Here is a 25,422-nt window from a genome sequence, read left to right on the forward strand (position 1 = left end):
CCAATGCCAGCACATGAACGCACCTGCCAAATTCAGCACTTCCCAGATCCGTAGTGACTTCCTCGCGTTTTTCGAGGGGAAGGGCCACACCATCGTGCCATCCGCGCCGCTGGTGCCGGGCAACGACCCGACCTTGCTGTTCACCAACTCCGGCATGGTCCAGTTCAAGGACGTCTTCCTCGGCGCGGAAAAGCGCAGCTACGTGCGCGCGGCCGACGTACAGCGCTGCCTGCGTGCCGGCGGCAAGCACAACGATCTGGATTCGGTGGGCTACACCGCGCGCCATCACACCTTCTTCGAGATGCTGGGCAACTGGTCCTTTGGCGACTACTTCAAGAAGGACGCCATCAGCTGGGCCTGGGAACTGCTGACCCAGGTCTGGAAGCTGCCGGCCGAGCGGCTGCTGGTCACCGTCTACCACACCGACGAAGAAGCCTTCGCGCTGTGGCGCGACATGATCGGCATTCCGGAAAGCCGCATCGTGCGCATCGGCGACAACAAGGGTGCGCCGTACGCGTCGGACAACTTCTGGCAGATGGCCGATACCGGCCCGTGCGGTCCGTGCACCGAGATCTTCTTCGACCATGGCGACCATATCGCCGGTGGTCCGCCCGGTTCGCCGGACGAGGATGGCGACCGCTTCATCGAGATCTGGAACCTGGTCTTCATGCAATTCGATCGCCAGCCCGACGGCACCCTGGTGCCGTTGCCGGCGCCGTGCGTGGATACCGGCATGGGCCTGGAGCGTCTGGCTGCGATCCTGCAGCACGTGCATACCAACTACGAGATCGATCTGTTCCAGGCCTTGATCGGCAAGGCCAGCGCGCTGACCGGCGTCACCGACCTGGAGAACAAGTCGCTGCGGGTGATCGCCGACCACATCCGCGCCTGTTCGTTCCTGATCGTCGACGGTGTGCTGCCGTCCAATGAAGGCCGCGGTTATGTGCTGCGCCGGATCATCCGGCGTGCGCTGCGGCATGGCTGGATGCTGGGGGTACGCCAGCCGTTCTTCAGCAAGATGGTGCCGACCCTGGTCGAGCTGATGGGCGAGGCCTATCCCGAACTGGTGGTCGCGCGGGAGACCGTCGCGCGCGCGTTGCTGGCCGAAGAAGAGCGTTTTGCCGAGACGCTGGACGCCGGCATGAAGATCTTCGACGACGTCGCCGCGCGCGCGCAGGAAGTGATTCCCGGTGCCGATGCGTTCCGCCTTTTCGATACCTACGGATTTCCGGTCGATCTGACCTCCGACATCGCACGCGAGCGCGGCTTGCGCGTGGACATGGAGGGCTTCGAGTTCGCCATGGAGCGCCAGCGCGAGACCGCGCGTGCCGCCGGCAAGTTCGGTGGCGGCGTCGCATTGCCAGCCGATCTGGTCGCCACCATGGCGCCGACGGTGTTTCTGGGCTACGAGGCCTACGATGCCGATGGGCTCAAGGTCGTTGCATTGCTCAAGCAGGGCCGCCCGGTCGAACGTGCGCAAGCCGGCGATGACGTCATCGTGTTCACCGACCGTACGCCGTTCTACGCCGAGTCCGGTGGCCAGGTCGGCGATAGCGGCCAGCTGAGCGGCAGCGATGTCTCCATCGAGATCGCCGACACCCAGAAGTTCGCCGGTCAGTTCCATGGTCATGTGGGGCGCATCACCGAAGGTGCGCTGGCAGTGGGCGATGTGCTGGCAGGCGGCATCGACGTGCAGCGTCGCGGCAAGACCATCCTCAACCACTCGGCCACGCATCTGCTGCATGCGGCCCTGCGCGAGGTGCTGGGCACGCATGTGCAACAGAAGGGCTCGCTGGTTGCACCGGACCGGTTGCGGTTCGACTTCTCGCACTTCCAGCCGATCACGCCCGAAGAGCTCGCCGTGATCGAACGCAAGGTCAATGCGGAGGTGCGCACCAACCACAGCGTGGAAGTGCACAACATGGCCATGCAGGAAGCGCTGGATTTCGGCGCGATGGCCCTGTTCGGCGAAAAGTACGGCGAGAACGTGCGCGTGCTGAAGATGGGCGGCTATTCCACCGAGCTCTGCGGCGGCACCCATGTCACCCGCACCGGCGACATCGGCCTGTTCAAGATCACCTCCGAAGGCGGAGTGTCCTCGGGCGTGCGTCGTATCGAGGCGGTGACCGGGCAGGGCGCGCTGGACCATGTCGCCGATGAGGAGCGACGTCTGCTCGAGGCGGCCAACCTGCTCGGCGGCAATGCCACCGAGGTGGTCGACAAGGTTCGCGCGCTCACCGAACGTCAGAAGCGGCTCGAGCGTGAGCTGGAGTCGCTCAAGGCCAAGCTGGCCTCCGGCGCAACCGCAGACCTGGGTTCCAGCGCGGTCGATGTGGCAGGCATCAAGGTGGTTGCCGTGCGTCTGGAGGGCTTCGATGCCAAGGCGTTGCGCGATGCGATGGATCGCCTCAAGCAGCAGTTGGGCGACTCGGTCATCGTGTTGGCAGGCGCTGCTGGCGGCAAGGTTGCGCTGGTGGCCGGCGTGAACGGCAGCCCAACTGGCAAGGTGAAGGCAGGGGAACTCCTCGGCCATATCGCCAGTCAGATCGGAGGCAAGGGCGGCGGTCGTCCGGATCTCGCCCAGGGTGGTGGCGAGGATGGTCCCGCCCTTGCGACCGCGCTGCAAGGCGTGGCCTCCTGGGTCAAGCAACACTTGGGCTGAACACTTGTCCTGGTATGCCTTGCTGGTTGGCAGGGTGTCCCGCTACCATTTCCGGTCTATTCCCTTTACCTAAGGCGCGCCTCGTCAATCGGCCGCCGATGCTGGTGGGAAACCCACCGGTTCCAGGAGATTTGCAAAATGTTGATCCTCACTCGCCGGGTAGGCGAAACCTTGATGATCGGCGACTCGGTCACTGTGACCGTACTCGGCGTCAAGGGCAATCAGGTGCGCATCGGCATCACCGCACCGAAAGATGTTGCCGTACACCGCGAGGAAATCTATCAGCGGATCCAGCGTGGGGATGAGCCAGTCGCTTCCGGTGCGCATCAGGGCGACGATTCTTCGAATTGATCGTCATAAAGGGTTTACGTTAGCCCCTCTTACCCGGTATTCTTCGCGGCCTGCAACGGACACCGCGGCAGGACGCAAAAACTGGAGCGATGCCCGAGTGGCTGAAGGGGCTCCCCTGCTAAGGGAGTATAGGGTCAAAAGCTCTATCGAGGGTTCGAATCCCTCTCGCTCCGCCAGTGTTCTAGACGCCCGCAAATTTCTGATTTGCGGGCGTTTTCATGTGTGCAAATAGGTCGATGACGGCCTGCATCGACATCGCCGCCGCAACGCGGGCAACCGAATCGGCAGCGGCATCTGAATTGCCACGAACGCGCTGCAGGCAGCGATTCAAGTAAGCCCGGCACGGGTCGCTAAGGCTGTGACACCTCTCTCGGATCTCACCCCGATGCGCCTGCCGCCTCTGCTTGGACGCCTGTTTTCTTCCTGGAGCCGTGGGCTGCAGCACAAGGCCGATGCAGTGGATCGGGTGATGGCGGTGATCGAGTTCGAACTGGATGGCTGCATCCTGCATGCGAACCAGAACTTCCTGTCGCTGATGGGCTACCGGCTCGACGAAGTCGTCGGTCAGCATCACCGCATGTTCGTGACGCCCGGCGACCGCGACAGCGACAGCTATCGACAATTCTGGCAGGCGCTGCGTCGCGGCGACTTCAATGCCGGGCGGTTCTGCCGCCGGGACAAGAACGGGCGCGAGGTGTGGATCAACGCCTCCTACAATCCATTGCTGGATCGTGCAGGCAAGGCCTATCGGGTCATCAAGTACGCCACCGACATCACCGCGCAGGTGCGCCAGACCGCCGACTTCGAAGGCCGTATCGATGCGATCGACAAGGTCATGGCGGTCATCGAGTTTTCGCTGGATGGCACGGTGCTCGATGCCAACGAGAATTTCCTTGCGGTGATGGGCTACCGACTCGATGAGATTCGCGGCAAGCACCATGGCATGTTCGTGGACGCGCAAACGCGTCAGTCGGCGGCCTATCGCGCGTTCTGGGACAAGCTCGGGCGCGGCGCGTTCGACGCGGGGCGCTACAAGCGCCTCAGCAAGGACGGCGGCGAGGTGTGGATCCAGGCGTCCTATAACCCGGTGCTCGACGAGCACGGGCGGCCCTACAAGGTGGTCAAGTACGCCACCGACGTGACCCGTCAGGTCATCGATTCGTCCGATGCCGATGGTCGCATCCAGGCCATCGACAAGGTGATGGGCGTGATCGAGTTCGATCTGGAAGGGCACGTGCTGCGTGCCAACGACAACTTCCTGGCCATTTTGGGATACTCCGCCGAGGAGGCGATCGGCCAGCATCACCGCATCTTCGTGGACGCGGACTACGGCGCCTCCGAGGACTATCGGCATTTCTGGGCGAAGCTGGCGCGTGGGCAGTTCGATGCGGGCCGCTACCGTCGCTTGCGCAGGGATGGGAGTCCGGTGTGGATCCAGGCCTCCTACAATCCGATCCTGGATGTGTCCGGTCGCCCGTACAAGGTGGTCAAGTACGCCACCGACGTCACCGATCAGGTGCGCTCGGCCGAGCGCATGCGTCAGTTGATGCGGCAGACCATGAGCATTGCGCAGAACGTGCAGCGCGAGGCGCACCATATTTCGGTCAGCAACCAGGAACTGGTGAACCGTTCGTCCACGCAGTCGGCAGCCGTCGCGCAGACTTCGACCACCATCGATCAGCTCGCAGAAACCGTATGCAGCAATTCCGACAGTGCCGGTTCGGCGCAGCGCATGGCCGAGGCATCGGCCGATGTCGCGCGACGCGGCGCCACCGTGATCGCCGACATGGTCAAGACCACGGCGGGCATTCGTGCGGCCACCGACCGTATCGGCCAGATCATCGAGGTGATCGACGGCATCGCGTTCCAGACCAATATCCTGGCCTTGAATGCGGCCGTGGAAGCGGCACGCGCTGGCGAGCAGGGGCGTGGATTTGCCGTGGTGGCGACCGAGGTGCGCAGCCTGGCGCAGCGCTGCAGCGTTTCGGCCAAGGAAATTCGCGGCTTGATCGACAATGCAGCCGACCAGGTGGGCGATGGTTCGCGCCTGGCCGAGCAGGCCGGGGCGGTGATGCAGGACATGGTCGGTTCGGTGCTGCGGGTCACCGCGACCGTGGAGCAGATTGCCGCTGCCAGCCAGGAGCAGGCGCAGGACATTTCCACCGCCAATACCGCGCTGCAGTCGATCGGTGTGCAGGCGCGCGATCAGGCGCAGATGGTCGACGACCTGGCGCGCTCGGCGCGTGTGCTGGAAGCCGATGCCGATGCGCTGTTTGCCCTGGTCAATGGCGATGGAGATGGCGCCACCGAGGCGGTTGCCGTGCGCAGCGAAACCCCGAACAGATCGCTTGCCAGGCTGGCCAGGCCGCAGGCCGCGTGATCCCGCGCAGTGCTGCGCGGCGTTGCCGATGGCTTGCGTCAAGCGTGGCAGCGTCATCGCAGGCGCCCCGCAATCAGCGGTGCTTGAGCACAAGAAAGCCCGCGGAAGCGGGCTTTTTGATGTCGGCCGATTCCCAGTGCGCAGCGTGCCGCCTGGTCTGCAGCACGCCGTACGCCGAGCTGGTGCCGCTTACCTCGGCAGATCGAACACCAGCACTTCCGCATCGCGTGCATCGGCCAGCACGATCTCCGGCTCGTCGGTGATCTGCAGCGCATCACCGGCCGACAGCGCCTGGCCATTGACGCTCAGGCTGCCGCGCGCCACCTGCACGTAGCCGATGCGGCCGTCGGCCAATGGCTGCTGCAGGCGCACCTCGCCATCAAGGATGGAGGCATACAGGCGCGCATCCTGGTGCAGGCGCAGCGAGCCGTGCTCGCCGCCGGGCGAGGCGATCAGGCGCAGCTGGTTGCGCTTGCTGTCGGCATCGAAGTGCTTCTCCTCGTAGCTGGGCTCGATGCCGCTGCGCTCGGGCATCACCCAGATCTGCAGGAAGTGCACCGGTTCGCTGGCGGAGTGGTTGAACTCGCTGTGGGTGACGCCGCTGCCGGCGCTCATGCGCTGCACATCGCCGTAGTGCAGCACCGAGCCGGTGCCCATGCTGTCCTTGTGCTCCAGCGCGCCGCCCAGCACGTAGGAAATGATCTCCATGTCGCGGTGGGCATGGGTGCCGAAGCCCTCGCCCGGGGTCACCTTGTCTTCGTTGATCACCCGCAGCGGGCCGATGCCCATATGGCGCGGGTCGTGGTAACTGGCGAAGGAGAAGGTATGGCGCGAGGACAGCCAGCCATGTTCGGCGCGGCCACGGGTTTCGCTCTTGCGGACATTCAACATGCTGCTTCTCCTTGAAAGGGTTGGTGTCGCCAGGAAGTGAATCGGTGTCCCGGCGGCTTGATGGCTAGTCTCTACCTTCGCGCCAGCCCAGAAAGCGAGTAGATTTGGTCGCTACCATCGAAAAAATCGAACAATGAAAATCAGCCTGGAAGCGTTGCAGATCCTGGATGCGATCGACCGCCGCGGCTCGTTCGCGGCCGCGTCCAAGGTGTTGTTCAAGGTGCCGTCGACGATTTCCTACACGGTCTCCAAGCTGGAGGACGATCTGGGCGTGCAGCTGTTCGAACGGGTCGGGCCGAAGGCGACACCGACCCAGGCCGGGCGCGAACTGCTGCGCGAAGGGCGGCAGCTGCTGCGGGCCGCGCAGGAGCTGGAGGTGCGGGTGCGGCGGGTGGCGTCGGGCTGGGAATCGGACTTTGCGATCGGGCTGGATGCGATCCTGCCGGTGGCCTTGCTGCAGGCGCAGATCCTGGACTTCTACACGGTGGCCGACAGCACGCGCCTGCGCGTGGTGAGCGAATCCTTGTCCGGCAGCTGGGAGGCGCTGCTGGACCGGCGCGTGGACCTGATCGTGGCGGCGGGCGAGGGGCCGAGCGGTGGTGGTTATGTGGCCGAGGCGATCGGCACGCTGGGCTTCGTGTTCGCGGTGGCCTCCACGCATTCCCTGGCGGGCGCCGGCCTGCTGGGCGCGGCCGAGCTGGCCGAACACCGTGCGATCGCGGTGGCGGATTCGGCGCGGCGCCTGCTGCCACGCACGGTCGGCCTGCTCTCCGCGCGCGATGTGCTCACCGTGCCGGACATGCAGGCCAAGCTGCAGTTGCAGCTGGCCGGCGCCGGCTACGGCTTCCTGCCCGAGCCGTACGCGCGCGGCGCGCTGCAGGACGGCCGGCTGCGCGAGCTGCAGGTGGAAACCCGTAAACCCGATGAAACCTTCTACCTGGCGTGGCGGCCGGGCGAGGAGGGCGAGGCACTGGGCTGGTGGCGGCGCGCACTGCGCCGCGATGGAGTGTTCGATGGCTGGTTGCAGTCGCTTGCCGAAACGTATCGTTCCGCCGCCGCCGGGCAGCCGCGCGCGTGAGGAAGGGCGGATAATGTGCCCTCGCCGTCGCGCAGGGTCGCCGCATGCAAGGCTTGATCGAACAGTACGGATTGGCGCTGGTCTTTGCCAACGTGCTGGCGTTGTCGCTGGGCCTGCCGGTGCCGGCGCTGCCGACCCTGGTGCTGGTCGGTGCCGGCTACGCGTTGCAGGGCGGGAGCGCTGCATGGCTGGCCGGATTGCTGGCGTTGGCTGTTTCGGTGCTGGCAAGTCTGCTCGGTGACCTGGCCTGGTATCTGGCCGGCCGTCGTTTCGGCAATCGCACCCTGCAGTCGCTGTGCCGGCTGTCGCTGTCGCGCGATACCTGCATGAAAAAGAGCGAGCGGTTCTTCTCGCGCTGGGGTGTGCGGGTGCTGGCGATGGCCAAGTTCGTGCCCGGTCTGTCGATGGTCTCGGTGCCGATGGCCGGTGCGATGCGGGTGCGCCTGGCGGCGTTCCTGCGCTACGACGCCCTGGGTGCGTCGCTGTGGGCATTCGTCGGCCTGAGCCTGGGTGCGCTGTTCGCGCATCAGGTGCAGGACGTGCTCGCGTTGCTGTCCGAGCTGGGGTCAGGCGCGGTCGTCGCGCTGGCCGTGTCGCTGGCCTGCTATGTCGGCTGGCGTTGGTGGCGGCGGCATGCCTTGCTGCGCTCGCTGGAGCACGCACGCATTGCGGTGGACGAGCTGGTGACGCTACTCGACGGCGACGAGGCGCTGCGGCCGACGGTGCTGGATATCCGTGCGCCGGGCCATCGCGATCTGCAGCCGTACACGATTCCCGGCGCGGTGTTCGCCGACGAGCGTCAGCTCGCGCAGATCCTGGCCAGCGTGCCGCGCGAGCGCAGCGTGGTGATCTATTGCGCGTGTCCGGACGAAGTGTCGGCGGCGTGGTTGGCCGGCCGGATGCGCGAGCGCGGATATCGCGACGTGCGGCCGTTGCTGGGTGGGCTGGATGCGTGGCGCGACGCCGGGCATCCGGTGACCTCGCTGCTGCCGGTTGCGTTGCTTGCCCGGACCGATGTGCTGGGCGCGATGGCCTGAACGCAGTGACGCGATGTCCTGTGGCGCGCGTGCTGGTCTTTGGCAGTTGCTGCGTCGCGTTCGCCGCGTGGTAACAGCGCGGCCACGCCGTGCACTCGAACGACAGGCAAAAAAAAGACCAGCAAGCTGGCCGTTTTCTTCAAGATTGGTGCGCCCGGAGAGATTCGAACTCCCGACCGCCTGGTTCGTAGCCAGGTACTCTATCCAACTGAGCTACGGGCGCATTATCTTGTTTTGACTTGCGTTTCCAACTTGCGGATCGGTCGCAATGCGATCGGACCCTTGTAACTAAAAAGACAGCGGTTGAAGGCTGTCTCCTGTTGTTCTGAAGATGGTGCGCCCGGAGAGATTCGAACTCCCGACCGCCTGGTTCGTAGCCAGGTACTCTATCCAACTGAGCTACGGGCGCGTCGTCAGGAGCGGAATTATGCGGATGCCCGGAGTCCTCGTCAATCCCTTTGTGACATTCGATTGTCGCTACCCTCATTGCCAAGACGCCGGCGCAGTGCAGCGGCAACGGCGGCGGGCGTCTTCATCCACGCGAAGTGATTGCTGCGCGCGCCCAGTTGCGCATCGTCCAAGGCAACACGTTCGGCACGTGCCCGCGGCATTTTCTGCAGCAAGGCCTGCAAGGCGCCGGGTGGGCCGAAGCGGTCGCGTGCGAAGGTCACTGCGCTGATCGGCATGTCGAGTTGGCCCAGCGCCTGCTCGAGATCCCACGTGGTGCCTGCCGCACGATAGCGATTGCTGCGACCGACCTGCGCCCAATCGGCGATCAGGCTGCGCGCCTCGGTGCCGCCGAAGCCGAGCGTTCGCCCGTGCAGCACGCCTTGCATGCGTGCCAGCCATGGCAGCAGCCGGAACATCAGCGGCAGGCCGTAGCGCATCGGCACCGGAAAATTGCGCCAGTACGGCGAGCCGCTGGCGACCAGCCACAGCTGCGCAATCCGGGCGGGCCGCAACGCGGCATGGCAGCAGGCCAGCTGGCCGCCGAGGCTATGGCCGCCCAGTACGCACGGCAGCTGCGGATCATGCAGCTCGAGCAGCGCGCGGCTGGCGGGGATATCGTCGGCAAGCAGCGTGCGATAGCCCCAGTCGTGCTGGCGCGAGGGGCGCAGGGTGCTGCTGCCGTTGCCGCGCCACTCGTGCAGGTACACCGCGATGCCGGCGCCGGCCAGGGCGTGCGCGAACGGCTGGTAGTGCCGCGCGGCCACGCCCAGTGCCGGCAGCCACAGCAGGCTGGCGACCGGCCGCGCCGGTGCGTGGCGCAGCACCTGCCAGGCATGTCCATCCACGGCGGCCACGGCAAGCGCGCTGGCATGCACGCTCATGGGCTGGGCGCGGCACCGAAATGGTCCAGCACCAGTACCTCGCCGTGCCCGGGGCTGTGGCCGAGGCGGATGGCACGCGCAACGTAGTCAATGGCCGCTTCGCAGGCGTTGAGCAGCGACAGGCCCTGGCACAGTTGCGCCGCAATCGCTGCCGACAGGCTGCAGCCGGTGCCATGCGCATCGACCTGCAGGCGCGGATGCATGAACACGTCCTGGGTGACGCCGTCGTCGAAGCGGTCGATCACCCGCGCGCCTTCGTGCAGGTGACCGCCCTTGAGCAGCACCGCATTGGCGCCGAGGTCGAGCAGGGCGGCGGTGGCGTGCTCGGCAGCATCGGCATCGTCGATACGGCGGCCGCTCAGCAGTTCGGCTTCGGGGGTATTCGGTGTGATCAGCGTGGCCAGCGGCAACAAGCGCGTGCGTAGCGCATCCAGCGCGGCGTCTTCGAGCAGGCGGGCGCCACTGGTGGACACCATCACCGGGTCGAGCACCACGAACGGTGGGCGGTGGGTTTCGAGCAGATCGGCCACGCAATAGATGACCTCGGCATTGGCGAGCATGCCGAGCTTGACTGCCTGAATCTCGAAGTCCGCAAAGCAGGCATCGATCTGCGCCCGCAGAAACGCGACCGGGGGGAGATGCACGGCAGTGACGGCGCGGGTGTTCTGCGCAGTCAACGCGGCGATCGCCGACAAGCCATGCACGCGGTGCGCGGCGAAGGTCTTGAGATCGGCCTGGATACCGGCACCACCGCCGGAATCGGAGCCGGCGATGGTCAGGGCGGACAGCGTGCTGGACGTGGTCATGGAGGGATTCTGCACTGCTGCCTGGCGGATGTGCGGATCAGCGCGTGCGCCAGCGACGCCATTGCAGGTAGGCAACGTAGCCGGCACCGGTCACTCCGGTGAGGCCGGCCGGCAGGTAGAGCGCGTCGTAGTGCCAGCGCTGGAACAGCCAGGTGCCGAGCATGCTGCCGCCGAGAAAGCCGCCGATGATCAGCCCGCTCAGCGTGAGCCGGCGCACCTGCAGCGGGCGCCTGCGCAGCAGGTGTCCCAGGCCGATGCCCAGGTCGGTGAACATGCCGCTCAGATGGGTGGTGCGGACCGCGGCGCCGCTGAGGGTGGTGGCCATGGCGTTCTGCAGGCCGCAGGCGCCTGCGGCGACCAGCGCGCCGCCGACATGGTGCAGCTTGAACAGCGGGATCGCGGCCAGCAACAGCAACGCTTCGAGCAGCAGCGCCGCGCCGTAGCGCTGTCCCAGCCGCAAGACATCGTCCTGGATGATCAGGCCGCTGAGCATGGCGCCTGCGCAGAAGGCGATCAGGATGCCCCAGAGAAAGCCGATCTCCGGCGCGCTGTGCTGCACCAGCGCCACGCCGAGCAGGCTGGTGGTGCCGGTGAGGTGGCTGACCACCTGATGTTCGGAGCCCAGGTAGCCGACCACGTTGACCATGCCGGCCACGCCCGACAACGCCACCGCGCCGATCCAGACCCAGCGCGGCAGCAGCAGGCCCATCGCGGGTCAGGGCGTACCGTTGACGGCGATCTGCGAGAACGCGCCGGTTTGCGGGTCGTACAGCGCGCCCCAGAAAGCACTGCCGCCATCGCATGCCCGGATCGCTTCCCTGGCCGGTCTCACTGGCGGATCGTTCGGGAGTTTGAAGGCGTTGATGTAGATCAGCTGCTGGCCCTGGACCACCACGCCCACGTACTGGCGATCGAAATCGCGCGGCTCGGGGATGGTCGGCGTCAACGCGTCCTGCCTGGATTCGAGCTGTTCGATCTGCTGCTGGCTCGGTGTCCAGTAGCCGGTGACCTGGCCCGGATGCCGCGCCGGGCTGTCGCGCGAGCAGGTGTCCAGCACCTGCTCGGCGATGCCCTGGCGGGTGATGACCCAGGACTGCCCGCTCTTGAGGTTGGTCGGCACGCTCGCCGGCGGTGGCGCAGTCGCGCAGCCGGCCAGTGCCATCACGGCGAGCGCCGCCGCGCCGCGCAGCCTGCGCATCACAGCACCTCCGAGGCGAAGTCGGCCAGGCGCGAGCGCTCGCCGCGCCGCAGCGTGATATGCGCGCTGTGCGGCCAGGCCTTGAAACGATCCACCGCATAGGTCAGGCCGGAGGTGGTTTCGGTGAGGTAGGGCGTGTCGATCTGTTCGACGTTGCCCAGGCACACGATCTTGGTGCCGGGGCCGGCGCGGGTGATCAGCGTCTTCATCTGCTTGGGAGTGAGGTTCTGCGCTTCGTCCAGGATCAGGTAGCGCGACAGGAAGGTGCGCCCGCGCATGAAGTTCATCGAGCGGATCTTGATGCGGCTGGCGAGCAGGTCGTTGGTGGCCGCGCGCCCCCAGGCGCCGCCGTCCTGGTTGTGGGTGAGCACTTCCAGGTTGTCGGTCAGCGCGCCCATCCACGGCGTCATCTTTTCTTCCTCGGTGCCGGGCAAAAAGCCGATGTCTTCGCCGACGCTGACGGTGGCGCGGGTCATGATGATTTCGCGGTAGCGCTGCTGATCCATCGTCTGCGCCAGGCCGGCGGCCAGGGCGAGCAGGGTCTTGCCGGTACCGGCGGTGCCGAGCAGGGTGACGAAGTCGATCTCCGGGTCCATCAAGGCGTTGAGCGCGAAGTTCTGCTCGCGGTTGCGCGCCACGATGCCCCAGACCGCGTGCTGGCCGCTGCGGAAATCGTCGACCAGGCACAGCGTGGCCTTGCCGCCGCCGACCTTGGCCACGCGCAGTTCCACTTCGTCCTCGCCCGGCAGGTACAGGTACTGGTTCGGATACCAGTCTTCGTCCTCGGCCAGCACGATCTCGTAATGGGTGCGGCCACGCTCGTTCCAGCTGCGCAGGTCCTGGTTGTGCTTCTGCCAGAAGTCTTCCGGCAGCTCGATGGCGCCGGTGAACAGCAGGCTGAAATCGTCCAGCGCGCGGTCGTTCTGGTAATCCTCCGCATTCAGGCCGCTGATGTAGGCCTTGATGCGCAGGTTGATGTCCTTGGACACCAGGATGACCGGCACATCCGGGTTCTCCTCGCACAGCGCCAGCACCGAGGCCAGGATCTTGTTGTCCGGGATCATCGCGCCGAAGGTGCGGCCCGGATCGATCGGATGGATCTGGAAATACAGCCGGCCGATCGCGGCCTGGCCCTTGAGCTGGATGCCTTGCGGATGGCTGAGCAGGATGCCGGCCTGGATCTGCTCGGCGTTGGTGTTCTCCAGCAGTTCGTCCAGGAAGCGGCTGACCTGGCGCGCATTGCGGCTGACTTCGGAGGTGCCCTTCTTGGCGTTGTCGAGCTCCTCGATCACCTGCATCGGCAGGAACACGTCGTGTTCCTCGAATTTGAACAGCGCGGTGGGATCGTGCATCAGCACGTTGGTGTCCAGCACGTAGATGCGCTTGCCTCGGGTCATTGGGTCTTCCAAGTGATGGAGCAGGGGCGAGCCATCACGCCTGCGGGGCAGGGTGATGGAGCACACGGGGAACCAGGGGGCGTCACTGTCTGGCGTGCGCCTTCAACGCGGCCAGCACGGCGTCGGCGTGGCCGGCAACCTTGACCTTGCGCCAGGCCTGCACCACCACCCCTTCGGGCGAGAGCAGGAAGGTGCTGCGCTCGATGCCGAGCACCTGCTTGCCGTACATGTTCTTTTCCTTGATCACGTCGAAGGCGCGGCACAGGGCCTCGTCGCCATCGCTGACCAGCGGGAAGGTAAATCCCTGCTTGGCGCAGAAATTGTCGTGCGACTTCACCGAGTCGCGCGAAACGCCCAGCACGACCGCGCCGGCCTGGGTGAACTGCGGCAGCAGCGCGTTGAAATCCAGGCCCTCGGTGGTGCAGCCGGGCGTGCTGTCCTTCGGGTAGAAGTACAGCACCACCCATTTGCCGGCGTAGCCGCGCAGCGTGGTGTTGGTGCCGCCGGACAGCGACAGTGGCAGGTCGAAGCTTGCAGCAGGTAGTTCGAATACAGCGTCGGTCATCGTTGCTCAGCCCTAAGTGGAGGGGCGCACGGCGCGGTCAAGCCGGGCCGACGTCCATCCCATCATAAGCAGCCACATGGAAACGTTTGGCAAGCGCGTCGAACTGCGCATTGCGCTGATTCAGCGATTCGATGCTGTGCTGTTCCAGCTTGTCCACGTGCAGGAAGTAGGACTCTTCGTCGTCGCCATCGTCTTCGTCGCGTTCGCCGAGGAAGATGTCGATGACCCGATAGCCGTCCCGGGTCAGTTGCTCGGCGAGCTGTTGCAGCGGTGGCTGCGCCGGGTCGGCGAAGAAATATTCCCAGCGCAGCGGCCCGTCGAGATTCCAGTCGGTCTCGGAGCGGATGTGTTCGAACATCTGTTTCAGGGCGGACAGGGCAATGGCCATCGGAGCGTGTGCCTCAGAACTTCATCGGGTCCATGATCGCGTCGAGATTGAGGTGATCACAGAATTCCAGGAAATCATCGCGCAACGCGGCGATGTGCATGTTGGCCGGCACGCCGATGGTCACCTGCGCCGAGAACATCTCCGCGCCGGTCTGCATGGCGCGGTAGCGCGTGCTCTGCAGGTTTTCGATGGTGATGCCCTGGCGGTCGAAGAAATCGGCCAGCTGAAACAGGATGCCCGGCTTGTCGGCAGCGATGACCTCGACAATGTAGGGCAGCAGGTTGGACTGGGTCTGCTTGGGGCCGGTGCGGTACCACACCAGCTTGAGGCCTTCCTCGCGTTCGAGCCGGGTCAGCATCGCTTCGAGCTTGGCGACCGAATCCCAGGAGCCGGTGGCCAGGGCGGTGACCGAGACATCGCGCCCCACCGTGGCCAGGCGGGCGTCCACGAGATTGCAGCCGCTGTCGGCGATGCGGCGGGTGACGGGCAACAGGGGGGACTCCGGATGCGTCGTGTAGGCGTTGATCAGGAGGTGGTTTTCGGTCGGCGAAGGCCGGGGAGTCGAGTCGGTCAAAGGGGCTTCCGGCATTGCATCAGGCTGAATGGCCGCCGGGGCAGGCGCCCTGGCGGTGACCAGCATACTTGCCCGTGGTTTCGCGCCGCAAGTAACATGCAGGCGACCACAACCCGCGTGCGCGCGGGCCTTTCCTGTCACGTAAGAGCAGCAGAATCTTGTCCCTTTCCGGCATCATCACCGCGCTGGCGACCCCTTTCGGTCCGGACGGCGCACTCGACCTGGATGCCTGGCGGCGGCTGCTGGAGCAGCAGCTGCACGGCGGCGTGCAGGGAATCGTCGTCGCCGGTTCCACCGGCGAGGCCGCGGCATTGAGCGACGAGGAGTACGACACCTTGTTGTGCGCCGCGGTTGCGCAGGTGGCCGGCCGCGTGCCGGTGCTGGCCGGTACCGGGCTGTCGGGCACCGCCAAGACCATCGCGCAGACGCGCCGCGCCGCCGCGCTGGGTGCGCAGTACGCGCTGGTGGTGACGCCGCCGTACGTGCGTCCGACCCAGGCCGGCCTGCAGGCGCATTTCCAGGCGGTTGCCGACGACGGCGGACTGCCGGTGGTGCTGTACAACGTGCCCGGCCGCACCGGATGCGACCTGTTGCCGGAGACGGTGGCCGCGCTGGTCGGCCATCCGAACATCGTCGGCATCAAGGAAGCGCGCAGCGAGCCGGAGCGCGTCGCCGCGCTGGTGGCGCTGCGCAGCGAGTCCTTCGTGGTGCTCAGTGGCGACGACGGCAGCGCAGCGCAATCGATGCTGTCCGGCGCCGCCGGGCTGATTTCGGTGGCCTCCAATGCCTTGCCGGCGGCGTACCGACGCCTGTGCGATCTGGCCCGCGACGGCCAGCGCGAGGCGGCCATAGCCTGGGACGCGCGTCTGAGCGAGTACCACAGCTTCTGCGGGATCGAATCCAATCCCATCCCGGTCAAGGCGCTGCTGCAGCGCGCCGGGATCGGCCACGGCCTGCGCTTGCCGCTGCTGCCCCTTTCTGCGGCGCACCAGCCTGCCGCCGACCGCCTTGCCGCCGACGCCATTGCGTTGGAAGCGCTTTCCAGCCGCGAAATGCTCGCGGCCTGACCCAGGAGATCTATCGATGCGTCATTCCGTTTCCCCCGTCCGCGTGCTCTCGCTCGCGTTGCTGGCGACCGCCACCGTCGCCGCCACGAGCGGTTGCAGCTGGTTCCACAAGGGCGCGCGCGGCGACTACGCGCTGGCCCCGGAAGCCCGTCCGCTGGAAGTGCCGCCGGATCTGAACCTGCCCGACACCTCCGGTGCGATGAAGGTGCCGACGCTGGCTTCGACCACCCAGCAGCAGGTCAACACGCCGCCGTCGGCAAGCGCCAATAGCGGTTTCACCGTGCCGGGCGAGCGCGATGAGGTGTTCGGCAAGGTCGGCGCGGCATTGGCCGAGATCCCCGGCCTGACGATCGCCAGCAAGGCGCAGATGCTCGGTTCCTACGACGTGAGCTACGAAGGTTCCAGTTTCCTGGTACGCGTGGTCAAGGTCGATGCCGGCAGCTACGTCTCGGCAGTGGACCCGCGCGGGATGCCGGCCACGGCAGCAGCGCCGGTGGCGGTGATCACCGCGCTCAAGGGCAAGCTGGGCGGCTGAGGCCGGTTTGGTTTGCTGGACAGCAAAACGGGCGCTTCGGGCGCCCGTTTTGCGTTGTTGCAGTGCTGATTATTGGTGCTGGACTAGGTGCGCAGGCGGCGGTGTGGCGGCGGAACGTCTGGTCGGGCCGGTCAGCGCTGCAGCAGCGGCAACTTGTTCGGCTTGCCGTCCCATTCGGCGGCATCGGGCAGCGGTTCCTGGCGCACGGTCAACACTGGCCAGGCCTTGGCGAGTTCGGCGTTGAGTGCGACGAAGGCTTCCTGACCTGCCGGGACGTCGTCTTCGGGATAGATCGCGTTGGCCGGGCATTCCGGTTCGCACAGGGTGCAGTCGATGCACTCGTCCGGGTCGATGACCAGGAAGTTCGGACCGACGTGGAAGCAATCCACCGGACAGACCTCGACGCAGTCGGTGTATTTGCACTTGATGCAGTTTTCGGTGACAACAAAAGGCATGGCGGAATCCGGCGTTTAGCCTGTCAATTCTAAAGCAGTCGGGTGGTGGGTGTGGAGTTGTTGATCGTTGGGGTTGGCTTGCGCTTTGGGAGGGCGGCTGTGTCCCGTCCTGCGCAGGTGATGCCTGTAGGGTGGTTTGATTGGTTAATGGCTGCGCTTGCCTTGGGCTGTGTTGGCGCGTTCGTCGAGGTGGCGGTCTGCCGCCGTACCCTCACCCCAACCCCTCTCCCACGGGGAGAGGGGCTCTAGTTCCTTCTCATGCCGGGACACCTTTTCCCCTCATGGGGGAGAAGGTGGCGCGCTGGCGCCGGATGAGGGTTCGGGCGAAGCCTCGTGCCGCTGAAAACCACGATGGCTGCAGTCACCTGCGTCGCGCGCCCGGCCCGCGGCCTCGCTCAGCCTCTCTCCGCGGTGGAGGCAGGCTTTTCGCATTGAACCTTCCGGTCAGACCAACCCGCGCTGCCTCGCCAACGCGAACAACCCCGCCGCAGCCAGGTCTTCCGAATGCAGCTGGCTCTCGACACCCAGATGCTGCAGCGCCAGTGCGTAGCGCTGGGCCAGGGCGGGGCTGCCGACCAGATGCACGGTGGCGTGGTCGCCGCGGTGTTCGCGCAGTTCGTGGCCGATCAGCAGGCCCGAGAGATAGGACGGCAGTGCGGCGGCAGTGAGGCGGTCGAACAGGCCGAGCGTGCGGGCGCCGAACAGGTGATGACTGAGGCCGCCGGGCGCGGCGCTGCGGTCGAGACCCTGCAGAAACGCGTCGGTGTCCAGCGCGGCGTGGTCGTCATCCATCAGCTTGCCGAGGATGCTGTGCTGGCGCAGCACCGCATACAGTTCGCCGGTCATGACGGTGGCAAAACCGGTCAGCTGGCCGTGCGCGATCCGCGCCCATTTGCTGTGGGTGCCGGGCAGGCAGGCGACATGCTCGCCGTCGCCGAGCGCGGCGATCAGGCCGACCAGCTGGGTTTCCTCGCCACGCATGACATCGGGCACGCCGTGCCGCTCGCCGGTGCTGACGCCGGGTACGAACCACAGCGTGCGTCCGGGCAGCAGGTCGGCGTAGCTGCGCATCGCCTGCGCCAGGGCGGCGGTTTCGGCCGGGCAGGGCAGATAGGCCTGCTCGACCCAGCCATTACGGCTGCCGATCATGCCCGACAGCAGCAGCGGGCCGTCCCAGCCGTCGACCAGCGTGCTCAGCACGTCGGCGAAGCGGCCCTGGCAGGCCAGGATGCCGTCGCTGCCGCGGCGTTGCTCCAGTACCGTGCCGTCGGCAGCGAGCAGGTAGCCGCGCAGGCTGCTGGTGCCCCAGTCGATGGCGATCATGCGCTGGCCACCCGGCTCTCGGGCAGGCCCTTGATCGGCACGTCGCAGACGTACAGACCGCCGGCCTCCGGCGTGCGCGCCAGTTCTTCGGCGCTGTGGTCCAGGCGCGAGCTGATCACGTGCAGGCGGTCCAGCGCGGCGGCGCCTAGGGCGCTGCAGGTGGGGTGCTTGACCGGCAGTTGCACGATGCGCTCGACGCTGCCATCGGGGCGATAGCGCACCACGCGCCATGCGCGCCATTGCGCGTTCCACAGGTGGCCTTGGGCATCGATGATGGAGCCGTCCGGCTCGGCATCGTCGCGATCCAGTGTGGTGAATACGCGAGTGTTGCTGGTCTGCGCAGTCTGGGCGTCGTAGTCGCAACACAGGATCTGCGGGCGCACCGAGTCGCAGTAGTACAGCGTGCGGCCGTCGGGGCTGAAGCAGATCGAGTTGGGGATCGATACGCCCGGCAATGGCAATGCACGCAAGCCGTGTTTCAGCGAGAACTGGTACATCGCCCCGCGCGCGGCCTTGCTGTCGTGTTCGTCCATGGTGCCGAACACGAAGTTGCCGTTGCGATCGGTGCGGCCGTCGTTGCTGCGGGTGAGCGGGTTGTCCGCTTCCACATCGGCCAGCTTGTCGAACGGCAGTAGGTCTTGTTCGGTGTTGTCCGGATCGACGATGCCAATCGCCTTGGCCAGCGCGATCAGCACGCGGCCGTCGTCCATCAGGCCGATGCAGCCGGGGCGATCGGGCAACGTCCAGTAGCGCGTGTGCGCACTGGCCGGATGGTGCCGCCACAGGCGTTTTTCGCTGATGTCGACCCAGTACAGCGCCTCGCGCCGTGCGCACCACAGCACGCCTTCGCCATGCGTGCAGCGGCTGTCGACCGCCAGCACGGCGGTGTGTTCGGGCGTGCTCACCATTCGGCGATGCTGCCATCGCTGTGACGCCATACCGGGTTGCGCCAGTCGGGCGGATTTTCGTTTGCGCGCTTGAGCATGTCTTCGTTGATCTCCACACCGAGCCCGGGCTTGGGCAGGGCGGCGATACTGCCATCGACACACTGAAAATCGTCTTTATTGACGACGTAATCGAGCAGGTCGGCGCCTTCGTTGTAATGGATGCCGATGCTCTGTTCCTGCAGCACGGCGTTGTGCGAAACGAAATCCACATGCAGACACGCGGCGAGCGCGATCGGGCCGAGCGGGCAGTGCGGGGCGAAGCCGACATCGTAGGCTTCGGCCATCGCGGCGATCTTGACGCATTCGGTGATGCCGCCGGCATGCGACAGGTCCGGCTGCACCATGCCGATACCGCCGGCACACAACACGTTCTTGAATTCGAAGCGCGAGAACATGCGCTCGCCGGCTGCCAGCGGAATCGAGGTGCTGGCGGCCAGGCGCGGGTAGTACTCGGCCTGTTCGGCCAGCACCGGTTCTTCGACGAACAACGGTTTGAACGGTTCCAGCTCGCGCAGCAGCGCCTTGGCCATCGGCGCGCCGACGCGGCCGTGGAAGTCGATGCCGAAATCGATGCTGTTGCCGAAGGTCTCGCGGATCTCGGCGACCTTGACCACCGCCGCATCGACCGCGCGCGCGCTGTCGATCAGCTTCATCTCCTCGGTGCCGTTGAACTTGAAGGTGTCAAAGCCCAGCGCACGGTAGTCGGTGATCTGCTGGATGATCGCGCCGGGGCGGTCGCCGCCGACCCAGCGATAGGTCTTCATGCGGTCGCGCACCAGCCCGCCCAGCAGCTCGTACACCGGCACGCCCAGCGCCTTGCCCTTGATGTCCCACAAGGCCTGATCGATACCGGCGATGGCGCTCATCAGGATGGCGCCGCCACGGTAGAAACCGGCGCGGTACATGGTCTGCCACAGGTCGTTGATGCGCGCCGGATCCTTGCCGACGACATAGCCGGCCAGTTCGTGCACGGCGGCCTCCACCGAGCGCGCGCGGCCTTCGATGACCGGCTCTCCCCAGCCGGTGATGCCCTCGTCGGTCTCGACCTTGAGGAACAGCCAGCGCGGTGCGGCGTGGTAGGTGGTGAGGCGGGTGATCTTCATCCTTGCAGTTCCTGGTAGGCCTGCACGAAGGCGCGTGCATGCGTCTGGGTCGTTTCGAGCGATTGCGCGGGTTTGTACAGTTCGCCACCGATGCCGGCGCCGGCGGCGCCCTGGGCAAGGAAGCCGGCCAGGGTCTGCGGGCTGACGCCGCCGACCACATAGACCGGAATGTGCTTGGGCAGCACCGAGCGCAGCGCGCGCACATGCGCGGCGCCATAGGTGGCTGCCGGGAACAGCTTCAGGATCGTGGCGCCGGCATCGATGGCGTCGAACGCCTCGCTGGCGGTGGCGAAGCCGGCCACTACGGTGAGCCCGCGCGACACCGCATGGCGGATCAGCGACGGGCGCGTATTCGGAGTGACGATGAAGCGCGCACCGATCTCGGCCAGGGTGTCGACATCGTCGTTGCGCAGCACGGTGCCGGCACCGATCCACGCGCGCGCGCCGTAGGTCTGCTGGGCCAGGGCGATGCTCTCGGCCCAGCGCGGCGAATTGAGCGGGATCTCGATCGCGTCGAAACCGGCATCGATCAGCGCACCGACATGGTCGAGCGTTTCTTCCGGCGTGATGCCACGCAGGATGGCGATCAGCGGCAGGGCGAACAGGCTGGCGGTGGTGTCTGAGGTCATCGTGTTACTCGCGATAGAGCGGAGAGCGGCCGTCGGCTGCCGCTCGGGCGCCAACATCGGGGGAAATTGCAGCGCTGCATGGCAGCGCGCGGAGGGCGGCAGGCAGCCGCGACGAGGTGGCTGCGGCACCTGCGTGCGCACTCCAGCTGCCTGCAATTGGCCGGCAAGTTGCCTTCATCGTCGTCCACCTCCGCAATCATGGCGTGCGTGTTGCCATCCTGTGGAAGATGGGTCACGTCTGTTCTGGCCGCGCCCGGGAGGTAGGGGCTCCTGCTGCGGCGGTCGATAGCCTCGCGCGAGGAGATATGTGCTGCAAATGAAATTTTCGGCATATTCTATTCCTCCTACGAATACAGCTGCGTGGCGATACCCCATGGCAAATTCCGGCACTCCCTGGTTCAACGCTGCCCGCCTCAAGACGCGCCAGCTTCTGCTGCTGCTGCATCTGCACGAACAACGTTCGGTGCTGCGCGCGGCCGAGGCCGCCAGCATGACCCAGCCGGCCGCGTCCAAGCTGCTGGCGGAAATGGAAGACATGCTGGGGGTGAAATTGTTCGAGCGGCATGCCCGCGGGGTGGAGCCCACCTGGTACGGCCATGTGCTGATCCGGCGTGCGCGTGCGGCGATGTCGGAGATCGGCCGGGCGCAGGAGGAAATCGCCGCATTGCGCGCCGGACGCATGGGTCAGGCCTCGATCGGCACGGTGGTCAATCCGGGCACCAACCTGGTGCCGCAGGCGATCGCCGAGGTCAAGCGCGAGTTCCCCGACATCCTGGTACGGGTGGAAATGGACTACAGCCGCCCGCTGGTGGCCAAGTTGCTGGACGGCCAGCTGGACATCGTGATCGGCCGCATCCTGGGGCCGGAGGGCGTGGGCGAGCTGGAGTTCGAGCCGCTGGCCGACGAGCCGCATTCGGTGATCGCGCGTGCCGGCCACCCGCTGGCCAGCCGGGCCGGCCTGCAGCATGCGGATCTGGTGCGGCACGGCTGGATCCTGCCGCCGGCCGACAGCGTGCTGCGCGCGCGGCTGGATTCGATGTTCATGGAGCACGGCGTGCAGACGCCGACCAACGCGATCGAGACCTCGTCGCTGCCGGTGACCTCCACGCTGTTGCGTGGCACCGACATGCTGACCGCCTTGCCGGTGGAGTCGGTGGCGCCGCTGATCCAGGCCAAGCTGCTGACCGTGCTGCCGATCGAACTGGGCGTGCGCATGGAGTCGTTCGGCATCATCCGGCGGCGCGATTACATCCTGCCGCCCGGGGCCGAGCGCATTCTGCAGGCGCTGCGCACCACCGCGCGGCGTTTGTACCCCGGTCTGCGCGGCCCGGAATTCACTGGTTAAGCGGGCTCTTGCATTTGTATTCCAGCACGGCATACCGGGCTGTGAATTTTTCATTGGCTGGCGCTAGACCACGCGCCTATATCTGTGAGCCAGATCGCACGCTGAAGCGCACGTGAAGTCGGGCAGGTGATCGGCGGGCAAACCGCCAGGTAGAGGGAGGGGCAGGCGTGCGTGCCGGCTCCGCCGTGATCACGCGGGCCGCGCCGCGGTGCCGCGACAACCAGTCTTCAGTCGTCTTGCGTCCTGGGAGGGATTCAGATGTACAAGTTTTCAAGCCATGCCTCGGCAGGGACGGGCGTGCACGCACGTCGTACCCCGCGTTTGCGTCATTCGGCCATGGCCGTCAGCATCGGGTTGCTGCTCGCCGCCCCCGTCTATGCGCAACAGGCGCAGTCGTCGCAGGCCGCCTCCAGCCCCAATGGCGGCACCAGCGCGGTGGATCTGGATACGGTGGAAGTGCGCGGCGTGCGCGCCAGCCTGATCAAGTCGCAGGTGATCAAGCGCGATGCCAGCCAGATCGTGGATTCGGTCAGTGCCGAAGACATCGGCGCGCTGCCCGACCGCAGCGTCACCGAAACCCTGCAGCGCGTCAGCGGCGTGACCATCGATCACTTCGCCGCACGCAGCGACCCGGACCATTTCTCCGCCGAAGGCAGCGGCGTGATGATCCGCGGCCTGACCCAGGTGCGCGGCGAGCTCAATGGGCGCGACATCTTCAGTGCGGCCAGCGGCCGCGGCCTGAGCTTCGAAGACGTACCGGCCGAGCTGATGGCTGGCGTGGACGTGTACAAGAACCCGTCGGCGGAAATCATCGAAGGCGGTCTGGGCGGCACGGTCAACCTGCGCACGCGCATGCCGTTCGACAACCCGGGCCGTATCGTCGGCGGCAACGTCGATTACAACTACGGCGACATGAGCAAGCAGTACAAGCCGTCGGCGTCGTTCCTGTTCAGCGACCGCTGGAACACCGGCATCGGCGAAATGGGCTTCATGATCGATGTCGCGCATTCGGAGCTGGCCACGCGCTCGGACGGCATCCAGGTGGAGCCGTACGTGCGGCGGACCGATGAGGCCGTGCTGGCCGGCAGCGGGCGCAGCGACGTGTTCGTGCCGGGCGGGGTGAACTGGCGTCAGCTGGATTTCGAGCGCAAGCGCGACGGGATCGCGGCGGCGTTCCAGTGGAAGCCCAGCGACGCCACCGAGATCTATGCGCAGTTCCTGCGCTCGCGCTACGAGATGAACTGGCAGGAGCGCGCCGCGTTCTTCAACGACAGCAACAACAGCATCACGCCGGCACCGGGCACGACCTTCGACTACGACGATCGCGGCGCCTTCCTGCGCGGCTCGCCGGTATCCAGCTCGTGGCGCGGGGTGCTCACCGGCGATGGTGTGCGCTTCAATACCGACAACCGCTATTCCGAACAGCGCACCACCACCACCGACATGTCGGTGGGCTTCAGCCATTTCTTCAACGACAACCTGCAGATCAAGGGCGATCTGCAGCTGGTGGAGTCGGAGAACGAACAGCTGGATTTCACCGTGTTCAGTGCGACCTATCTGCCGGGCCTGTCGTACGACGTGTCGGGCAAGTATCCCAGCGTGCAGATCGCCAACCCGGCCTTCACCCAGGACCCGTCCAACTATTTCTGGGCGGCGGCGATGGACCACCTGGGCAAGAACCGCGGGCGGCAGCTGTCCACGCGCGTGGATCTGGAATACACCTTCGATGACAGCAGCTGGTTGCGCTTTGCGCGCTTCGGCATGCGCGCCACCGACCGCAACCAGATCAACAAGAACTCCGGCTACAACTGGGGCGTGATCTCCGACAACTGGGCCGCGATTCCGGGCACCAGCAACGGCCTGGCGAACATGTCCGAGTTCATGACCGACCAGTCGTCGTTGTTTACCTTCTCCGACTTCTTCCGCGGTGGAGTGAACGTGCCGACCACGCTGGTGGTGCCCAACAGCAGCCTGGTCAACAACTACCGCTCGGCTTCGCAGATGCTCCAGCAGATCGTGGCGCTGCGCGGCTACGGCTGGGCACCGGACACCTATCAGCCGCAGGACACCAACCGGCAGTTCGAACGCACCCAGGCCGCCTACGCGGCGCTGTACTTCGGCAACGACGAGGCCTGGGGCGTGCCGGTGGACGGCAACATCGGCATCCGCGTGGTGCAGACCAAGACCCAGGCCGAAGGCTTCGGCCAGTTCCAAAACCTGGCCGGGCTCAATGTCTCGCCGGAACTGCAGGCGCGCTACACCGGGCAGTACTTCGAGAACAACTCCCAGGGCAGCTATACCAACGTGCTGCCCAGCCTGAACCTGCGGCTGCGCTTCACCGACAGCCTGCAGTGGCGTTTTGCCGCCTCCAAGGCGATGGCGCGCCCGGACTACACCCAGCTGCAGCCGTATGTGTTGCTCAACGTGGAAACCAACGACGCCGGCCAGGCGACCGATTTTGTCGGCACCGCCGGCAACCCGAACCTCAAGCCGATGGTGGCCAACCAGTTCGACACCGCGCTGGAGTGGTACTTCGACACCAGCGACATGCTCTACGCCACGCTGTTCTACAAGAAGGTCAAGGATTACTTCTCCACCCAGACCCGCAGCGAGATCTACGACAACCGCCCCTGGCTGGTGACGCGTCCGTACAACATGGACGAGGGCACCATCCGTGGCGCGGAGCTGGGCTATACCCAGTTCTTCGATCAGTTGCCGGGCTGGCTGAGCGGGTTCGGCGTCAATGCCAACTTTACCTTCGTCGACAGCCAGGGCGGCGCCAACACCGCCACCGACCCGTATACCAATACCACCGTCACCGGTGTGGAGCTGCCGCTGGAAGGCCTGTCGCGGCGCAGCTACAACCTGGCCGGGATCTACGAGAAGGGTCCGCTGTCGTTGCGGCTGGCCTACAACTGGCGCTCGCGCTACCTGCTGACCACCAGCGACGCCGCCACCCGGCTGCCGACCTGGGCCGACGACTACGGCCAGCTGGACGGCTCGTTCTTCTATCGCTTCAACGAACATCTGCAGTTGGGCATCCAGGCCAACAACCTGACCAACACCGAGACCAAGGTGTTGATGGGGCCGACCTCGTACGAGGGCGGCGAGGTGGACACGCGGCTGTATACCCGCAGTCAGTTCGTCAACGACCGGCGTTACTCGCTGGTGCTGCGCATGAACTGGTAAGTGCGGGCGATCACGCAGGCGGCGTGCGCGGGCTCGCAGAGTCGAGCCCGCCACGTCCCGCCCGGCAACCCGGGCTCGCAATGCCAGAGCAGCCGGGTTTCCCGGCGTTGCTATAGTTTTTACGAATACCTTTCCAGGAATATTTCATTGGTGTGGCGTAATGGCCGCGTC

At 66.0% G+C, this 25,422-nt stretch carries 23 protein-coding genes and 3 tRNA genes; 10 read left to right on the forward strand and 16 right to left on the reverse strand.

The genetic code is table 11. From position 1 onward, the window contains the following. Positions 1-13: 13 nt before the first annotated feature. The 4 genes from alaS to XarbCFBP7408_RS07750 all read left to right on the forward strand — a co-directional run bounded on the left by alaS (position 14) and on the right by XarbCFBP7408_RS07750 (position 5,393). A complete protein-coding gene (gene alaS, locus XarbCFBP7408_RS07735; protein ID WP_104562449.1) occupies positions 14-2,662 on the forward strand; it encodes an alanine--tRNA ligase in 2,649 nt (882 codons plus the stop codon). 138 nt (positions 2,663-2,800) lie between these two features. After that, on the forward strand, positions 2,801-3,013 hold the full coding sequence (gene csrA, locus XarbCFBP7408_RS07740) for a carbon storage regulator CsrA (protein ID WP_024939585.1): 213 nt from the start codon (positions 2,801-2,803) through the stop codon (positions 3,011-3,013). An 83-nt stretch (positions 3,014-3,096) separates the two neighbouring features. Next, positions 3,097-3,189: transfer RNA gene (locus tag XarbCFBP7408_RS07745), tRNA-Ser, on the forward strand. Between the two features lie 236 nt (positions 3,190-3,425). After that, positions 3,426-5,393, forward strand: coding sequence for a methyl-accepting chemotaxis protein (locus tag XarbCFBP7408_RS07750; RefSeq protein ID WP_181106423.1), 1,968 nt, complete (start codon positions 3,426-3,428; stop codon positions 5,391-5,393). A 189-nt stretch (positions 5,394-5,582) separates the two neighbouring features. On the opposite strand, the gene XarbCFBP7408_RS07755 is transcribed toward XarbCFBP7408_RS07750, so the two are convergent. Then, complete coding sequence (locus XarbCFBP7408_RS07755; protein ID WP_104562451.1) at positions 5,583-6,284, reverse strand: pirin family protein; 702 nt, start codon at positions 6,282-6,284, stop codon at positions 5,583-5,585. 133 nt (positions 6,285-6,417) lie between these two features. Here XarbCFBP7408_RS07755 and XarbCFBP7408_RS07760 point away from each other — a divergent pair, with 133 nt between their 5' ends. Both XarbCFBP7408_RS07760 and XarbCFBP7408_RS07765 read left to right on the forward strand, forming a co-directional pair. Further along, complete coding sequence (locus tag XarbCFBP7408_RS07760) at positions 6,418-7,362, forward strand: LysR family transcriptional regulator (protein ID WP_104562452.1); 945 nt, start codon at positions 6,418-6,420, stop codon at positions 7,360-7,362. A 44-nt stretch (positions 7,363-7,406) separates the two neighbouring features. Continuing rightward, complete coding sequence (locus XarbCFBP7408_RS07765) at positions 7,407-8,399, forward strand: DedA family protein/thiosulfate sulfurtransferase GlpE (RefSeq protein ID WP_104562453.1); 993 nt, start codon at positions 7,407-7,409, stop codon at positions 8,397-8,399. A 146-nt stretch (positions 8,400-8,545) separates the two neighbouring features. Here XarbCFBP7408_RS07765 and XarbCFBP7408_RS07770 read toward each other — a convergent pair. From XarbCFBP7408_RS07770 to XarbCFBP7408_RS07815, 10 genes are all read right to left on the reverse strand, one after another. Further along, positions 8,546-8,622 (reverse strand) — tRNA-Arg (locus XarbCFBP7408_RS07770). Positions 8,623-8,731: 109 nt separating this feature from the next. Next, positions 8,732-8,808, reverse strand: a tRNA-Arg gene (locus XarbCFBP7408_RS07775). Between the two features lie 40 nt (positions 8,809-8,848). Next, entirely contained in the window at positions 8,849-9,730 is an 882-nt protein-coding gene (locus tag XarbCFBP7408_RS07780; RefSeq protein WP_104562454.1) for an alpha/beta hydrolase family protein, read from the reverse strand. Next, positions 9,727-10,536: a bifunctional hydroxymethylpyrimidine kinase/phosphomethylpyrimidine kinase gene (thiD, locus tag XarbCFBP7408_RS07785; protein WP_181106417.1), complete on the reverse strand. Its 810-nt coding sequence runs from the start codon at positions 10,534-10,536 to the stop codon at positions 9,727-9,729. Before thiD ends, XarbCFBP7408_RS07780 begins: the two co-directional genes overlap by 4 nt. 37 nt (positions 10,537-10,573) lie before the next feature. After that, the gene (locus XarbCFBP7408_RS07790) at positions 10,574-11,245 is read right to left on the reverse strand and encodes a YoaK family protein (RefSeq protein ID WP_104562456.1); all 672 of its coding nucleotides are present in this window, start codon (positions 11,243-11,245) and stop codon (positions 10,574-10,576) included. Positions 11,246-11,251: 6 nt separating this feature from the next. Then, complete coding sequence (locus XarbCFBP7408_RS07795; protein WP_104562457.1) at positions 11,252-11,734, reverse strand: hypothetical protein; 483 nt, start codon at positions 11,732-11,734, stop codon at positions 11,252-11,254. Then, positions 11,734-13,131, reverse strand: coding sequence for a PhoH family protein (locus tag XarbCFBP7408_RS07800; RefSeq protein WP_104562458.1), 1,398 nt, complete (start codon positions 13,129-13,131; stop codon positions 11,734-11,736). Before XarbCFBP7408_RS07800 ends, XarbCFBP7408_RS07795 begins: the two co-directional genes overlap by 1 nt. Positions 13,132-13,213: 82 nt before the next feature. Beyond that, positions 13,214-13,696 (reverse strand): peroxiredoxin, encoded by a 483-nt coding sequence (locus XarbCFBP7408_RS07805; protein ID WP_024939789.1) that lies wholly within the window; start codon positions 13,694-13,696, stop codon positions 13,214-13,216. A 37-nt stretch (positions 13,697-13,733) separates the two neighbouring features. Then, a complete protein-coding gene (locus XarbCFBP7408_RS07810) occupies positions 13,734-14,084 on the reverse strand; it encodes a ribonuclease E inhibitor RraB (RefSeq protein WP_104562459.1) in 351 nt (116 codons plus the stop codon). Between the two features lie 13 nt (positions 14,085-14,097). After that, complete coding sequence (locus XarbCFBP7408_RS07815; RefSeq protein WP_104562460.1) at positions 14,098-14,724, reverse strand: glycine cleavage system protein R; 627 nt, start codon at positions 14,722-14,724, stop codon at positions 14,098-14,100. A gap of 92 nt (positions 14,725-14,816) precedes the next feature. Between XarbCFBP7408_RS07815 and dapA the strand changes: the two genes are divergently transcribed. Beyond that, positions 14,817-15,725: a 4-hydroxy-tetrahydrodipicolinate synthase gene (gene dapA / locus XarbCFBP7408_RS07820; protein WP_104562461.1), complete on the forward strand. Its 909-nt coding sequence runs from the start codon at positions 14,817-14,819 to the stop codon at positions 15,723-15,725. 16 nt (positions 15,726-15,741) lie between these two features. Beyond that, positions 15,742-16,260 carry a hypothetical protein gene (locus XarbCFBP7408_RS07825; protein ID WP_104562462.1) on the forward strand — a complete coding sequence of 173 codons (519 nt, stop codon included), beginning with the start codon at positions 15,742-15,744 and terminating at the stop codon, positions 16,258-16,260. Between the two features lie 131 nt (positions 16,261-16,391). Here XarbCFBP7408_RS07825 and fdxA read toward each other — a convergent pair whose 3' ends face one another. The 5 genes from fdxA to XarbCFBP7408_RS07850 form a co-directional block, all read right to left on the reverse strand. Further along, positions 16,392-16,715 (reverse strand): ferredoxin FdxA, encoded by a 324-nt coding sequence (fdxA, locus tag XarbCFBP7408_RS07830; RefSeq protein WP_039404267.1) that lies wholly within the window; start codon positions 16,713-16,715, stop codon positions 16,392-16,394. 444 nt (positions 16,716-17,159) lie between these two features. After that, positions 17,160-18,038, reverse strand: a complete 879-nt coding sequence (locus XarbCFBP7408_RS07835; protein WP_104562463.1) for a 2-dehydro-3-deoxygalactonokinase — start codon at positions 18,036-18,038, stop codon at positions 17,160-17,162. Next, entirely contained in the window at positions 18,035-18,946 is a 912-nt protein-coding gene (locus XarbCFBP7408_RS07840; protein WP_104562464.1) for an SMP-30/gluconolactonase/LRE family protein, read from the reverse strand. The genes XarbCFBP7408_RS07835 and XarbCFBP7408_RS07840 overlap by 4 nt, the downstream gene beginning before the upstream one ends. Beyond that, a complete protein-coding gene (gene dgoD, locus XarbCFBP7408_RS07845; protein WP_104562465.1) occupies positions 18,940-20,088 on the reverse strand; it encodes a galactonate dehydratase in 1,149 nt (382 codons plus the stop codon). Before dgoD ends, XarbCFBP7408_RS07840 begins: the two co-directional genes overlap by 7 nt. Continuing rightward, positions 20,085-20,717, reverse strand: coding sequence for a 2-dehydro-3-deoxy-6-phosphogalactonate aldolase (locus XarbCFBP7408_RS07850; protein WP_104562466.1), 633 nt, complete (start codon positions 20,715-20,717; stop codon positions 20,085-20,087). Before XarbCFBP7408_RS07850 ends, dgoD begins: the two co-directional genes overlap by 4 nt. Positions 20,718-21,090: 373 nt before the next feature. Between XarbCFBP7408_RS07850 and XarbCFBP7408_RS07860 the strand changes: the two genes are divergently transcribed. Both XarbCFBP7408_RS07860 and XarbCFBP7408_RS07865 read left to right on the forward strand, forming a co-directional pair. Further along, positions 21,091-22,062, forward strand: a complete 972-nt coding sequence (locus XarbCFBP7408_RS07860; protein ID WP_104562467.1) for a LysR family transcriptional regulator — start codon at positions 21,091-21,093, stop codon at positions 22,060-22,062. A gap of 258 nt (positions 22,063-22,320) precedes the next feature. After that, positions 22,321-25,251, forward strand: coding sequence for a TonB-dependent receptor (locus XarbCFBP7408_RS07865; RefSeq protein ID WP_104562468.1), 2,931 nt, complete (start codon positions 22,321-22,323; stop codon positions 25,249-25,251). Positions 25,252-25,422 lie beyond the last annotated feature (171 nt).

This window comes from Xanthomonas arboricola pv. guizotiae (assembly GCF_002940205.1).
GTDB lineage: Bacteria > Pseudomonadota > Gammaproteobacteria > Xanthomonadales > Xanthomonadaceae > Xanthomonas > Xanthomonas arboricola_C.

Bases quoted from the DNA above. Each gene is read 5' to 3' on its own strand.
- XarbCFBP7408_RS07825 (WP_104562462.1), top strand. From the start codon at position 15,742: ATGCGTCATTCCGTTTCCCCCGTCCGCGTGCTCTCGCTCGCGTTGCTG.
- XarbCFBP7408_RS07755 (WP_104562451.1), bottom strand. From the start codon at position 6,284: ATGTTGAATGTCCGCAAGAGCGAAACCCGTGGCCGCGCCGAACATGGC.
- XarbCFBP7408_RS07810 (WP_104562459.1), bottom strand. From the start codon at position 14,084: ATGGCCATTGCCCTGTCCGCCCTGAAACAGATGTTCGAACACATCCGC.
- fdxA (WP_039404267.1), bottom strand. From the start codon at position 16,715: ATGCCTTTTGTTGTCACCGAAAACTGCATCAAGTGCAAATACACCGAC.
- XarbCFBP7408_RS07815 (WP_104562460.1), bottom strand. From the start codon at position 14,724: ATGCTGGTCACCGCCAGGGCGCCTGCCCCGGCGGCCATTCAGCCTGAT.
- alaS (WP_104562449.1), top strand. From the start codon at position 14: ATGAACGCACCTGCCAAATTCAGCACTTCCCAGATCCGTAGTGACTTC.
- XarbCFBP7408_RS07760 (WP_104562452.1), top strand. From the start codon at position 6,418: ATGAAAATCAGCCTGGAAGCGTTGCAGATCCTGGATGCGATCGACCGC.
- thiD (WP_181106417.1), bottom strand. From the start codon at position 10,536: ATGACCACGTCCAGCACGCTGTCCGCCCTGACCATCGCCGGCTCCGAT.
- csrA (WP_024939585.1), top strand. From the start codon at position 2,801: ATGTTGATCCTCACTCGCCGGGTAGGCGAAACCTTGATGATCGGCGAC.
- XarbCFBP7408_RS07850 (WP_104562466.1), bottom strand. From the start codon at position 20,717: ATGACCTCAGACACCACCGCCAGCCTGTTCGCCCTGCCGCTGATCGCC.
- XarbCFBP7408_RS07780 (WP_104562454.1), bottom strand. From the start codon at position 9,730: ATGAGCGTGCATGCCAGCGCGCTTGCCGTGGCCGCCGTGGATGGACAT.
- XarbCFBP7408_RS07800 (WP_104562458.1), bottom strand. From the start codon at position 13,131: ATGACCCGAGGCAAGCGCATCTACGTGCTGGACACCAACGTGCTGATG.
- XarbCFBP7408_RS07865 (WP_104562468.1), top strand. From the start codon at position 22,321: ATGTACAAGTTTTCAAGCCATGCCTCGGCAGGGACGGGCGTGCACGCA.
- XarbCFBP7408_RS07765 (WP_104562453.1), top strand. From the start codon at position 7,407: ATGCAAGGCTTGATCGAACAGTACGGATTGGCGCTGGTCTTTGCCAAC.
- XarbCFBP7408_RS07835 (WP_104562463.1), bottom strand. From the start codon at position 18,038: ATGATCGCCATCGACTGGGGCACCAGCAGCCTGCGCGGCTACCTGCTC.
- XarbCFBP7408_RS07795 (WP_104562457.1), bottom strand. From the start codon at position 11,734: ATGCGCAGGCTGCGCGGCGCGGCGGCGCTCGCCGTGATGGCACTGGCC.
- dgoD (WP_104562465.1), bottom strand. From the start codon at position 20,088: ATGAAGATCACCCGCCTCACCACCTACCACGCCGCACCGCGCTGGCTG.
- XarbCFBP7408_RS07860 (WP_104562467.1), top strand. From the start codon at position 21,091: ATGGCAAATTCCGGCACTCCCTGGTTCAACGCTGCCCGCCTCAAGACG.
- XarbCFBP7408_RS07790 (WP_104562456.1), bottom strand. From the start codon at position 11,245: ATGGGCCTGCTGCTGCCGCGCTGGGTCTGGATCGGCGCGGTGGCGTTG.
- XarbCFBP7408_RS07840 (WP_104562464.1), bottom strand. From the start codon at position 18,946: ATGGTGAGCACGCCCGAACACACCGCCGTGCTGGCGGTCGACAGCCGC.
- XarbCFBP7408_RS07805 (WP_024939789.1), bottom strand. From the start codon at position 13,696: ATGACCGACGCTGTATTCGAACTACCTGCTGCAAGCTTCGACCTGCCA.